This window comes from Mycetocola tolaasinivorans (genome assembly GCF_003667565.1).
GTDB classification, from domain to species: Bacteria; Actinomycetota; Actinomycetes; order Actinomycetales; family Microbacteriaceae; genus Mycetocola; species Mycetocola tolaasinivorans.
Window position 1 is genome coordinate 25,397 of sequence record NZ_RCUX01000017.1, and the last position, 12,707, is coordinate 38,103.

Sequence of the window (12,707 nt, forward strand, 5' to 3'; positions counted from 1 at the left end):
CCGCGGTTTTTCCGTGCCGGGTTAGGCGTCGACGTCCACCACCGTGCGTCCGCGAAGTTCACCGGCGAGGATGCGCGCACCCGCATCACCGACCTCGGACATCGGAATGCTGCGGGTGAGCGAGTCGAGGTGATCCAGGTTGAGGTCGCGCGCGAGCCGCTTCCACGCCCGCTCACGCAGTGCACGCGGTGCGTAGACCGAGTTAATTCCGATGAGGTGCACGCCGCGCAGGATAAAGGGCAGGACGGTGCCGGGGAGATCGGGGCCCTGCGCGAGCCCGCACACGGTGGCGAGACCTCCGTAGTTCAGCCGGGCGAGGGCGTTGACCAGGGTGTGGCTTCCCACCGAGTCCACCACGGCGGCAAACTCCTGCGACTGCAGCGGGCGACCGGGCTCGGAGAGATCCGTGCGCGGGATAATGCGGCGTGCGCCGAGCTCGGTCAGGTAGCTGCTGGCCGAGTCCGCTCGGCCGCTCGCCGCCACGACCTCGTAGCCGAGGCCCGAGAGCAGGGTGATCGCGATACTGCCCACGCCGCCGGCGGCACCGGTGACGAGCACGGGGCCGGCCTCCGGGGTCAGCCCGGCATCCTCGAGTGCGAGGACCGAGAGCATCGCGGTGAAGCCCGCGGTGCCGATCGCGGCGGCGCGGAAGTTCGAAATCTGCTGCGGCACGGTAATCAGGTCGCTGCCCGCCACGCGGGCGTACTGGGCGAGGCCGCCGTTGTGGGTTTCACCGAGCCCGGAGCCGTTCAGGAGCACCCGCTCGCCGGGCTGCCACTGATCCAGCTCGGACTCCTCGATAAAGCCCACGAGGTCGATGCCGGGGATCATCGGGTATCCGCGCAGCACGCCGGGTTTGTGCTGAAGCGCGAGGCCGTCCTTATAGTTGATCCCCGAAAACTCCACTCGGACCAGGGTGTCACCCGGGCCCAGCTCGTCACGGTGTGTGGAGCGAAGATCGGAGCTCTGCTCGGAGACCCACCAGGCACTAAACGACTCTGTTGCACTCATGCCTCCACCCTAACCACTCACCCGCATTCGCGACAGGGAGCGTCGTGACCCGACACAAGAGCGCCGCCCGGTTCGAGGATTCGAACCGGGCGGCGCGGGCTGAAGACCCAGCGATCGGAAAACGGTACTAGCCGGTTACGATGCCGAGCGTCGCGATGCTGGCGTGCAGGGCGTCGGCCGAGGCGCGGAAGTGCACGCTCTCGGGCTCGTCCATCGGCACGTACAGGATGCGCTCCACACCGTGCTTGCCCACGATCGCGGGCACGCTCAGGGCAACCCCGTCGACACCGTGGTAGTTGTGCAGAACGGTGCTGACGGTCAGGACCGCCTTCTCGTCGCGCAGGATGGCCTCGACGATGCGGGCACCGGAGAGCCCGATCGCGTAGTTGGTGGCACCCTTACCCGCAATGACCTTATAGGCGGAGCCCACAACCTCCTCGTGGAGACGGGCACGCTCGGCGGCGTCGAAGACCTGCTCGCCGGCGGAGTTGGTCCACTCCAGCAGCGGGGTCGAGCCGATCTTGGCCTGCGACCACAGCGGGAACTCGCTGTCGCCGTGCTCGCCGATGATCGCGGCGTGCACGCTCGCGGCGGAGACCTCGGCGCGCTCGGCAATCAGCCAACGCAGGCGGGCGGAGTCCAGCAGGGTGCCCGAGGAGAGGATGCGGCCGGGCGGGAGATCCACGATGCCCTGGGCGGCGACGGTCAGTACGTCACACGGGTTGGTGACGAGAATGAAGACCGCCTGCGGTGCGAGCTCCACCAGGCGCGGGAGCAGCGAGGCCAGAATGCCCACGTTGGTGCCGGCGAGGTCGAGGCGGGTCTGTCCGGGCTGCTGCTTGGCACCCGCGGTGATGACCACGACCCGGGCACCCGCCACGGCCTCGATGTCGCCTCCACCGGTGATGCGACCGGCCCCGGTGAACGGGGTGCCGTGAGCGAGATCCAGAACCTCGGCCTCGGCTTTAGCACGGTCCATGTCGTAGAGCACGATTTCACGGGCGGACCCGCGAATGAGGGCGGCATAGGCGAGGGAGGACCCCACGCTTCCTGCACCGATGATGGCGAGCTTTGAATTTTCGTTCATGCGAGAACTCCTGCGTGGCTGGGACAGTGGACCGGTGTTTCGGTGTGCTCGGCACAGGCAACCAGCTGCGCGCGGCAGGTGGGCTCGGCGCAGTTGCGCATATCCGAGGTGCTGGTGTCACACACCACGCACTGCCCGATGCGCGCGGCACCGGGGGCAAAATCGATCGAGCCGCGGCGGTCGAAGACGTAGAGCGAACCCTCCCAGAGGCCGTCGTTTCCGAACTGCTCGCCGTAGCGAACGATGCCGCCATCGAGCTGGTAAACCTCGTTAAAGCCGCGGTTTTTCATCAGGCCGGACAGCACCTCGCAGCGGATTCCTCCGGTGCAGTAGGTCACGATGGGGCGATCCTTCAGGTGGTCGTAGCGGCCGGATTCGAGCTCGGCGACGAACTGCCGGGTGTTGCTCACATCCGGGACGACGGCGTCCTTGAACCGGCCGATCTGGGCCTCGAAGGCGTTGCGGCCGTCGAAGAACACGACGTCCTCATGGGCGTCCACAAACTCGTGCAGGTCTTCGGGGGCGATGCGCTCGCCACCGCCGATGATGCCCTCCGAACCCACGGCGAGCTCGCCCGGGGCACCGAAGGACACGATCTCCTCGCGGACCTTCACGCTGAGCTTGGGGAAATCGAGGCTCAGGCCCTCGTCGTCCAGGCCGGTGCCATCGGACCACTTGACGTCGAGATTCTTGAATGCGGGATACTCACGGGTGGCGCGCAGATAGCGCTTCACCGCCCGGATTTCACCGCCCACGGTGCCGTTCATTCCGTCTGCCGACAGCAGGATTCTTCCGCGCAGCCCGAGGGATGCGGCAAGATCGCGCTGCCACAGCCGGATCGCCTCCGGATCGGGGATCGGAGTGAAGACGTAGTAGAGCAGGATCTTCGATTGGGCCATGTCTCCAGTTTAGTGGCGCGCGCGGTTCACGCAGCGGTGTGTGGTTGTAGGAAGCGCACAAGCGTGCACAATGCGCCGACGGACGCGCTCGCGGGTTCCCCACAATCTCCGGGATGTTCCCCGCCGAGACGGCTAGGCTCGGGGGCGATCGAGGAGGTCGCAATGACGCAACACCACGAAATTTGTCCGGAACATTTTGGTATCGAGGCCGCCATCGCAGCATTCGAAATCTGCCCCGGCCCGCGGGAGGCGAGGGCATGACGGCCCCGCACTCCGCCGACCCCGTACTGCTGCGTGTTTCCGAGGGAATCGCGCGAATCACGCTGAACCGGCCCGAACGCCTCGGCGCCATCAACCGCGACTCGGCCCTCGCCTGGCGCGAGATCGCCGGCGAGGTCACCACCCGCGGTGACGTGCGAGCCATCGTGCTGGATTCCGTCGGCCCGGCGTTCTGCGCGGGCGGCGATGTGCTCGAATTTGCCGCCCTGGCGCGTGATGGCGGCACCACGATCGCCGAGCTGGCCGATGTCATCCACGACGGGCACCGCATCCTCACCTCGGCCCCGATCCCGATCGTCACCGCGGTCCAGGGTGCCGTGGCCGGGGGCGGGCTCGGCTTCATGCTGGTCGGAGACTACGTGGTTGCCGCGGACTCGGCCCGGTTCGTTTCCCGCTACGCCGATATTGGGCTCACCCCCGACTGCGGAGTCAGCACGCTGCTGCCCGAGGCCATCGGTATGCGCCGCGCGCTCGAGCTGGTACTCAGCGATCGCAGCCTGGACGCCCAGACCGCGCTGGACTGGGGGCTGATCACCGAGGTTGTTCCCGGCGAGGATCTCGCGAATCGCGCGCTCGCGGTTGCCCGGCACTGGGCGGGCGGCGCGAGCCTGGCGTTTGGCCAGGCGAAACGGCTGCTGCGCACCGGGGTGGGCCGGAGCTTCCAGGCTGGGTTGGACGATGAGGCACACACCATCGGTGCCGCGTTCGCCGGGCCCGAATCGGCCGAACGGATCGCCGCGTTTGCCGCCCGCTCACGCTCGTCGGCACCCGCACCGGCACCCGCACCCGCCACCACGCCCGAAGGAGAAACCCGATGACCCGCACCCTGCACAACCGCACCATCCTGATGTCGGGCGGTAGCCGCGGTATTGGCCTCGCGATCGCGCTGCGCGCCGCGGCAGACGGTGCAAACATCGTGCTGCTCGCCAAGACCGACACCCCGCATCCGGCTCTCGAGGGCACGATTCACACGGCCGCGGATGAGATCCGCGCGGCCGGTGGGCGCGCCCTCCCGATCGTGGGGGACGTGCGAAACGACGCCGATATCGAGCGCGCCGTGACCTCCGCGGTGGCGGAGTTCGGCGGGATCGATATCGTGCTGAATAACGCGTCGGTGATCTCGCTCGCGGGCAGCCGGGAGCTCAGCCCCAAGCGGTACGACCTCATGCAGGACGTCAACACCCGCGGCACCTACATGCTGAGCCGGGCGGCCCTCCCGGCTCTTCTGGAAGCGGAGAACCCGCACGTGCTCTCGCTCTCGCCGCCCATCAACCTCGATCCGAAGTGGCTGGGCCCGCACACCGGGTACACGCTCGCGAAGTACGGAATGTCGCTCGCGACCCTGGGCCTGGCGGCGGAGTTTGCCGAGCGGGGGATCGCGGCCAACACGCTGTGGCCACGCACCACCATCCAGACCGCCGCCGTGAGCAACGTGCTGGGCGGCGCCGAGCTGATGCGTCGCAGCCGCACCCCCGAGATCTACGCGGATGCCGCGTATCTCGTGCTCACCAGCGATGCCCGGGAGCTCACCGGCCGTTCGCTCATCGTGGAGGATGTGCTGGCCGAACACGGCATCACCGATCTCGAGCGCTACGCCCCGGGTATTGACCCGGCCGACCTCTACCCCGATATCTTCCTCTAGGACCCCATGCACCTCATTTTTCGCACCCTCCTCGTGGTGCGCGCTGCCCGACGACTTGCGGCCCGGGGCGACACCCTCGGCCACTACGATGTGGGGCGTGTGCGGCTGCGCACGCTGCTGACCGACCTCGATATCCTTCGCCACATGAACAACGGCGTCTACCTCTCGATCTTCGATCTGGGTCGGCTGAACCTCATGATTCGTAACGGCATGTGGGGCACCCTCGAAAAGAACGGTTGGTATGCGGTGGTGGTGAACCAGACCATCTCGTATCGCCGATCCCTGACGCTGGGGCAGCGCTTCACCGTGGAGTCCCGGATCGTCGGGGTGGATGAGGAGGCCGGGTACATCGAGCACCGCATCGTGTGCGGCGGCGAGGTGTACACCCGTGCGCTCGTGCGAGCCCGCTTCATCCGGAAGTCCGGGGGCACGGTGAAACCGGCCGAGCTGCTGGCCGCGGCTGGTGCGCAGAGCCCGCCCGAGCCACTGCCGGCGTGGGTGGAGGAGTGGCGGGCCGCCGTGGCACTGCCGCGTTCGCGCGCCGAGGCACCCAGCACCTGGCCGGGAGAGTGGCCCGGCCCGAGCCCCGCCGCGAGTACGCCCCGGGCATAATCGCGTGCGCTTGGCCCTGCCGCTGACCTGTGTGCAGGGCTTGGGTGTAATCGTGCGTGTTTGGGGCTGCCGCTGACCTGTGTGCAGGGCTTGGGTGTAATCGTGCGTGTTCGGCCCTGCCGCTGACCTGTGTGCAGGGCTTGGGTGTAATCGTGCGTGTTCGGCCCCGCCGCCAGCCCGTGTGCAGGAGGAGGGCGTATTCTCGGGGGTATGGTCGATCCGATGCCCGCCACCGACACCGATTACGTCCGCCTCTCGCGCGAGGCCGATGCCCTGACCCGGGATTGGATACGTCGTGCCGCGAGTGCCCCGACCCGCCCCGAAACGGCGCGGGCGGACGCGCTGCACTCGGATCTTGACCTCCTCACCCTCACCGAGCGACTGCTCGATGAGGTGGTGCGTCCCGAGGGCGGATTCGTCGCCGGCGCGGCGCTTTCGGCGCTGACTCCACCCCGGCCCCGCGTCGCTCAGGCTACCCAGACCACCCGGGGCGCTCAGGCCGCTTCCGCGGAGGGCTCTGATGCCGCCGCGGAGCCGGTGCCCGCCCTGACCCCGGGCCAGCGAGCGGCGCTGCGTATCGGATCCCTGATCGGCCCCGGCTTGCCCGCGCTGAGCGTGCCATACGCGCGAAAGCTCACCCGTTCACTCACCGAGGGCCTCGTCATCGCGGTTCCGGATGCCGAGCTTCCCGAGCGCCTGCGCGCGATCAGCGCCGAGGGTGTGCGAGTGGGGTTGCTCCCGCTGGGGCCCACGGTGCTCGGTGAGGATGCCGCCGTACGCATGCTCGAGCGGGTCTCGACCCTCGCCCACCGGGACGACGTGGATCGGGTCGGCGTGCGCGTTGTCGACCTGGTTGCGAATGCGTCCGCCTGGGCGTTCGACCCCGCCGTTCAGCAGCTCACCCTGCGCATCGCCGCGCTTCTGCGGGCGGCTACCCGCACCCACGGCACGCTCATCGAACTCATCGTTGCCGATCATGAGGAACTCGATATTGCGCTCGCCGCGGTCACCCGGCTCCTGGAGGATCCCGCGCTGCGCGCGTTCCCGCTGGGAATCGCCCTGCCGGTGTCGCTACCCGACGTTCTCGAGGCCGTCACCGTGCTCTCCGACCACGCGGACGCCCGGGTATTGGCCGGGGGTGCCCCGCTGGGTATCCGACTGAGCGCCGGCGATCGAGTGCCCGATGAGCGCGTCACCACGACGCTCACCGGTTGGCCGGTCGCGACCTACCCCACACCGCAGGAGGCCGAGGCAAACCTGTTCCGGGTGCTGTCCTGGGTGTGTACCCCCGAACGAATGCGGGCCCTGCGGGTGTGCGTATCGGTGCCGAACCTGTTTGATCTGGCCTTCGCGCTGCGACTCGGTGCCGAGCGCGGGGTTTCTGACGCGCTCGAGTTTGCCCTGCCGATGGGTGTGCTTCCGCGCTACACCGGCGTACTGCAGACCGTACTCGGCCGGCTGACGCTGCTGGCCCCGATCGTGCCCGACCGGAGGTTTGCCGATGCCGGCGAGTACCTGGTGCGCACACTGCGGGACTTCGCGGGGGACGGATTCCTCGGTGCCGCGGCCCACCTGCAGAGCGACACCGTGCTCGTTGACGGCGAGGCCGAGCGCTTCGCCGCCGCCGTCAGGCAGCTGCGTACCGAACGCCGGCACCTCCCCGAACCCCGGCGCTTCCAGAATCGTGAAACCGAGTGGAGTCTCGAGGAGCGGGCGATCACCCGCGCACCGCTCATCACCGATCCCGCGCCGAGTGCGGAGGACACCTCCGCGCTCGCGTCGCTGACCCACGCCCCCGCCGACGATGCCGAGCCCGGGATGACCGAGCAGGTACTGCGTCTCCAGCGGGTGGCCCAGCCGGAATCGATGTTCGACTCCGTACGGGTGTTTGATTCAACGACGATCGCGCCGACGGTCCAGACCGCGCACGGCGTCCCCGGCTTCGGTCTCGCACCCGACACCGACCCCTCGCTCGCGGCAAACCGTGCCTGGGCGAGCCGGATTCGTGCGCGCGCCGCCGAGAGCGACCTGGGTGCGCAGACGAGCGAAGCCGCCCGGATCGAGGCTCCCGAGGAGATCGCGGTTGTGCTCGCGGATGCCGCCCGCGCGGTTTCTGAAACCGGGCTTCGCGCCGCCGCCGATCGCAGCGCGCTGAGCCGCCGGATCGGGTTCGCGCTCGCCGCCAACCGCGACCGCCTGCTGGAGATCGCCGTGCACGAGACCGGCCTGCTCCTGCCCGATGCCGACCGCGAGGTCAGCGACGCCATCGATTACGCCCACTACTACGGGGCCACCGTTCGCGAGCTGGACAGCCTGCGCGGTGCCCGGTTCACCGTTCCCGGCGTGCTCGTGGTGGCAACCGTCGGGGCCTCCCCGATTGCCGACCCCGCGGCCGGGGTCATCGCGGCGCTCGCCGTGGGGGCTGCGGTCATCCTGCACCCGGACGCCGCCGCCCGTCGCACCGCCGCGGTGCTTGCCGAGGTGCTGTGGGAGGCCGGGGTACCGCGTGATCTGCTGCGTCTGGTGGGCATCGATGACGCCGAGACTGAGCGCGCGCTGATCGTGGACCCCGCGGTGTCGCGCGTGGTTCTGCGCGGCGACCACGCGGCGGCAGAGCGCTATCTGGCGTGGCGGCCCGAACTCGACCTGCGCGCCGAGCTACCGGGCAAGAACACCGTTATCGTGATGCCCACCGCGGATGTGAGCGCGAGCGTTGCTGCCATCGTTGCCGATGCGTTTGGCGGCGCGGGGCAGCGCCGCGAGAGCGCGAGCCTGGTCATCGTGGTGGGGTCCCTTACCCGGAGCGAGTTCTTCCGGCATCAGCTGGTCGACGCCGCGAGTTCGCTGGTGAGCGGCGACCCGAGCGATCCGTCCACCACGCTCGGGCCACTGATCACCCCGGCTTCGCCCGCGCTGAGTGCGGCGCTCGCCGAACTCCCCGGTGCCGAGAGCTGGCTGCTGGCCCCGACCCCGCTCGATGAGGAGGGTCGTAGCTGGCGGCCGGGGATTCGCGAGGGCATCGAGAACGGCTCCGAGTTTCAGCGTGCGATTCTTGCCGGACCGAGCCTCGGTCTCATGCGGGCCACGACCCTGCGCGAGGCCCTGCGCTATGCCAACGCCACCGGGGGCGGGCGGTCGGCGGCGCTGCACACACGTGATCCGGAAGACCTGGCCGAGTGGGCCGCGCGCATCGACGCCGGTTCCCTGCACGTCAACCGGGCGATGACCGACCTGCGCGTACAGCGTCAGCCGCGGGCTGCCCACGGTGCCGCAACCCGCGGGCCCGGGGCGGCCTCGGGCGGCCCGAACCACCTGATCGCCCTCGGCGACTGGGTGCCCGATGCCGGTACGTCGAGCTCGACCCTGCACCTGCGTGGCCTTGACTCGCGGATTCGCGGGCTGATCGAGGCGGCACAGCCCGCGCTCAGCTACGACCGGTTCGACCTGCTGCGGCGCGCGGCGCTCTCGGACGCCATCGCCTGGGGCACCGCCTATGGCACCGTGCAGGATGCCTCCGAACTCGGTATCGAACGCAACCTGCTGCGCTATCACGCGGTGTCGGTGGCGATTCGTGCGGGGGAGGGTGCCGATCTGGGCGAGACGCTGCGGGTTATTGCCGCGGCGCTGCGCGCAAAGGTGCCCTTCACCGTGAGCCTCGCGACCGGAATCCCCGCCGGTGTGCGTCAGGCCCTGGGCGCTCTCGGCGTGGTACTCGCGGTGGAGAGCGACCCCGAGTGGATTGCGCGCATTACCGCGGCCCGGCCGACCCGGGTGCGGCTGGTCGGCCCCGAACGCGCGGCCACTCGTGCCGCAATCGTTCGCGAGATGGGTACCGCAGCCCCCACCATCGTGGATGGTGCCGTGACGGCGTCCGGCCGGGTTGAGCTCCTGCACTACCTGCGCGAACAGGTGATTTCGATCACCGCACACCGCTTTGGTCGGCCGGACACCTGGAGCGAGGGCGCGATCTAGGCGCGGTCGCGGGGCCTTTGCCCGTGCGCGGCCGTGCGGTCCGAGGCTAACCGCGTGTGCGTCGGTGCGGTCCGGGACTAACCCCGTGTGCGCTGCAGCGCGTCCTCGAGGATGTCCCGCACCCGGGTGTCGGACACCCCGAGCTCACGGGCACGCAGCACGAGCTCGTGGGCCCGCACCTCGATCTGCTGGCGGCCCGAGTCGGCGGCCGCGGCAATCACCGAGCCGGCGCGGCCGCGCGTCTCGATCACGCCGTCCTCCTCGAGCTTTCGGTACGCCTTGGCGACGGTGCCGGCGGCGAGACCAAGCTCGGTTGCGAGGGCTCGCACGGTGGGAATCCGGGTGCCGGCGGGCATGCTGCCCTCGGTGGCCGCGGCCACGATCTGGGCTCGGATCTGCTCAAACGGAGGGGTTGGGTCCTGCGGGTCGATGCGCACCATGCCGGTAGCCTATCGCGGGCATCGCTCGGCATGTCGGAGGCGGATTCAGTGCCCTCACAGTCAGGAAACGGGACAATAGGACAATGGGGACTCTTTTGCGTGATTGGTTGGCGCGCGTTCCGCGTACCGTTTTTGCCCTGATTATCGGGGTCGTGGCCGCCGTCATCAGTGCGATCGGGTCGTCCGGAGCGAGCTACTGGGGCGACGAGGCTGCCAGCGTGATGTCGGCAATTCGCCCGCTCGACACGCTGTGGCCAGTACTCGGAAACGTGGATGCCGTTCACGGCCTCTACTACGTCTTCCTGCACGGCTGGATCGAGCTCTTTGGTGCGGGCGAGTTTGCGACGCGTCTGCCCTCGGCCATCGCCGTGGGTGCCGCCGCCACCGGCATCGTGATGCTGGTGTGGCGGATGCACGGCCCCCGACTGGCGATCACCGCGGCGCTCATCTTCGCGATCCTGCCCCGGGTCACCAACATGGGTTCCGAGGCGCGTGGTTACGCGATCGCGACCGCAGGTGTGGTGTGGATTGTCTACGGCCTGGTGCGCCTGCTGGAATCCTCGCGTCGTAACCGCGGCCTGTGGTGGGTCTGGGCCGCAGGGCTCGCGCTCACCGCCACGGTGTTCATGTACTCGCTGCTCATCCTGCCGGTGCTGGGCCTCTGGCTGCTGCTGGAATCTACGCGCAGCCCGCGCCTCTGGCGCACCGTGCGCTACGGCAGCCTGGCGATGGTCCTCAGCATTCCGATCCTGGCGCTCGGGTTCTCCGAACGCGGCCAGATCGGGTTCCTCGCGAACCGTCCACCGGGGGTTAACGGCGTCCTGGTGACGCAGTGGTTCGGCAACCTGAACATGGCCATCCTGGCCTGGGCACTGATCCTCGTCGCCCTCGCGCACCTCGTGTACACGCTGGTACGTCGCGGATACCGCGCCGCCGGAACGACCGCGAGCTTGCCGATGCTCGCGCTGCTGTGGATGGCGCTGCCGCCCATCATCCTGGGCCTCATCAGCATCTTCTCGCCGAGCTACTCGCAGCGCTACCTGAGCATGTGCACGCCGGCCGTTGCGATCCTGATCGCCTGGGGTATCCGCGCCATCGTGGTGCGGGTGAAGCCGCGCCTGCTGTCCTCGGCCCTTGGCGCGGTCCTGGTGCTGGCCCTCGCGGCCACCGGGTTCTCCTCGTACGTGGCACAGCGCGGACCCAACGGCAAGGACGGCAGCGACTTCCGTCAGATCGCCGAAACCATCGGTGCCCACGCGAAGCCCGGGGACGCCGTCGTGTTCAACGACGATATTCGCCCCTCGCGCAAGCCCCGACTGGCCCTGCGCCTCTACCCGGATGACTTCACCGGCCTGAAGGACCCGGGTCTCGTGACCGCGTTTGACCAGACCGCCCACCTGTGGGACGTCACCCGTCCGGCGGATGAGACCACGGTCCCGTCCGACGTCTCTACCGTCTGGTACGTCATCAGCGGTTCGAAGAAGGACGAGCGTCAGGCTGCCGACCTGGCCGCCCTTGCCGAGCAGGGGTTCGAGGTCGAGAAGAAGGTTTCGCTGAAGCGCAGCCGGGTACTCGAACTCGTCCGTACGGACACCCACTAAGCCGACAAATAGTCGCTTCTTCGCAATGACCCGCGATACTGGTTCCCGGAGGTTTTCTCTGGTGCCCCCGATTTCTTTCTGTTTTTGACCCTAAAGGAGCACGAATGTCCGTCCGGACCGTCGTCATCATCCCGACCTATAACGAGCTGGTGAACCTGCCGTTGATCGTGGGTCGCGTCCGCGCGGCGACCCCGGAGGTCGACGTCCTGGTCGTGGATGACAACTCCCCGGATGGCACCGGCGCCCTGGCCGATGAGATGGCCGCGAAGGACTCGCAGCTGCACGTGCTGCACCGCACCGGCAAGGAGGGCCTCGGCGCCGCGTACAAGGCAGGTTTCGCCTGGGGCTTCGAAAACGGGTACGAGCGGATGATCGAGATGGATGCGGATGGATCGCACCAGCCCGAGCAGCTCCCCGCAATGCTGGCCAAGGCCGATGAGGGCTATGACCTCGTCATCGGATCGCGCTATGTGCCCGGCGGCAAGGTGGAGAACTGGCCGCTGCACCGCCTGATTCTCTCCCGCGGTGGAAGCACCTATGCCCGCATCATGCTGAAGCTTCCCGCCAAGGACGTCACCGGTGGATACCGGGTGTTCAGCGCCCACGGTCTCCGTGAGCTGCACCTCGAGGATGTCCAGAGCGCCGGCTATAACTTCCAGGTTGACATGCTGTGGCACGCACACCGTGCGGGTCTGCGCATCACCGAGGTACCGATCACCTTTGTTGAGCGCGTACACGGTCGCTCCAAGATGAGCGGCAACATCGTGTTCGAAGCCATGTGGCGGGTGACCGTCTGGGGCTTCTCCGAGCGCTTCGGTAAGGGACGCGCTGCCAAGAAGTCATAGAAGCGTTTCGCCGCGGATGCCCGTGGCTCACCTCAACACCGTGAACGGTGGGGGAGTGGGCCGCGGGCATTTTGCACTTTAAGCCTGGTGCAGGCGCTACCCAGGAGAGGGTCTCAACAGCCACCGCTGCCCACCTGCGCCGCTTTCACGTGTTTTCGGGCTTTTGCTGGCCGACACGCCATTAAACGGGCTCGATTTGCCCGAACTGTGGAACCTGCGTAAAGTAATACTCATCACCCCAAAGGTGCGGCTCGCTAGAGCGGCCGGCCTCAAGCGGGATCATCCCCACACTTTCAACACGCCGGACTTGTTCCTGGCT

10 protein-coding genes are annotated in these 12,707 nt (G+C 68.4%); 6 read left to right on the top strand and 4 right to left on the bottom strand.

Features of this window, described 5'->3' with window-relative positions:
- Positions 1 to 21 precede the first annotated feature (21 nt).
- The 3 genes from D9V32_RS15330 to trhO all read right to left on the bottom strand — a co-directional run bounded on the left by D9V32_RS15330 (position 22) and on the right by trhO (position 2,997).
- Positions 22 to 1,011, bottom strand: coding sequence for an MDR family oxidoreductase (locus D9V32_RS15330; RefSeq protein ID WP_121649793.1), 990 nt, complete (start codon positions 1,009 to 1,011; stop codon positions 22 to 24).
- Positions 1,012 to 1,138: 127 nt separating this feature from the next.
- A complete protein-coding gene (locus tag D9V32_RS15335) occupies positions 1,139 to 2,098 on the bottom strand; it encodes an L-lactate dehydrogenase (protein ID WP_121649794.1) in 960 nt (319 codons plus the stop codon).
- Entirely contained in the window at positions 2,095 to 2,997 is a 903-nt protein-coding gene (trhO, locus tag D9V32_RS15340) for an oxygen-dependent tRNA uridine(34) hydroxylase TrhO (RefSeq protein ID WP_121649795.1), read from the bottom strand. Before trhO ends, D9V32_RS15335 begins: the two co-directional genes overlap by 4 nt.
- A 257-nt stretch (positions 2,998 to 3,254) precedes the next feature.
- On the opposite strand from trhO, the gene D9V32_RS15345 reads away from it, so the two are divergent.
- From D9V32_RS15345 to D9V32_RS15360, 4 genes are all read left to right on the top strand, one after another.
- Positions 3,255 to 4,094 carry an enoyl-CoA hydratase/isomerase family protein gene (locus D9V32_RS15345; RefSeq protein ID WP_121649796.1) on the top strand — a complete coding sequence of 280 codons (840 nt, stop codon included), beginning with the start codon at positions 3,255 to 3,257 and terminating at the stop codon, positions 4,092 to 4,094.
- Positions 4,091 to 4,918, top strand: coding sequence for an SDR family oxidoreductase (locus tag D9V32_RS15350; protein WP_121649797.1), 828 nt, complete (start codon positions 4,091 to 4,093; stop codon positions 4,916 to 4,918). Before D9V32_RS15345 ends, D9V32_RS15350 begins: the two co-directional genes overlap by 4 nt.
- Positions 4,919 to 4,924: 6 nt before the next feature.
- Entirely contained in the window at positions 4,925 to 5,530 is a 606-nt protein-coding gene (locus D9V32_RS15355) for an acyl-CoA thioesterase (protein WP_121649798.1), read from the top strand.
- Between the two features lie 210 nt (positions 5,531 to 5,740).
- A complete protein-coding gene (locus tag D9V32_RS15360) occupies positions 5,741 to 9,502 on the top strand; it encodes a proline dehydrogenase family protein (RefSeq protein ID WP_121649799.1) in 3,762 nt (1,253 codons plus the stop codon).
- A gap of 77 nt (positions 9,503 to 9,579) precedes the next feature.
- On the opposite strand, the gene D9V32_RS15365 is transcribed toward D9V32_RS15360, so the two are convergent.
- Positions 9,580 to 9,942 carry a GntR family transcriptional regulator gene (locus D9V32_RS15365; RefSeq protein WP_121649800.1) on the bottom strand — a complete coding sequence of 121 codons (363 nt, stop codon included), beginning with the start codon at positions 9,940 to 9,942 and terminating at the stop codon, positions 9,580 to 9,582.
- Between the two features lie 83 nt (positions 9,943 to 10,025).
- Between D9V32_RS15365 and D9V32_RS15370 the strand changes: the two genes are divergently transcribed.
- Both D9V32_RS15370 and D9V32_RS15375 read left to right on the top strand, forming a co-directional pair.
- Positions 10,026 to 11,543 carry a glycosyltransferase family 39 protein gene (locus tag D9V32_RS15370; RefSeq protein ID WP_121649801.1) on the top strand — a complete coding sequence of 506 codons (1,518 nt, stop codon included), beginning with the start codon at positions 10,026 to 10,028 and terminating at the stop codon, positions 11,541 to 11,543.
- 104 nt (positions 11,544 to 11,647) lie between these two features.
- Positions 11,648 to 12,388 (top strand): polyprenol monophosphomannose synthase, encoded by a 741-nt coding sequence (locus D9V32_RS15375; protein WP_121649802.1) that lies wholly within the window; start codon positions 11,648 to 11,650, stop codon positions 12,386 to 12,388.
- Positions 12,389 to 12,707: the final 319 nt, after the last annotated feature.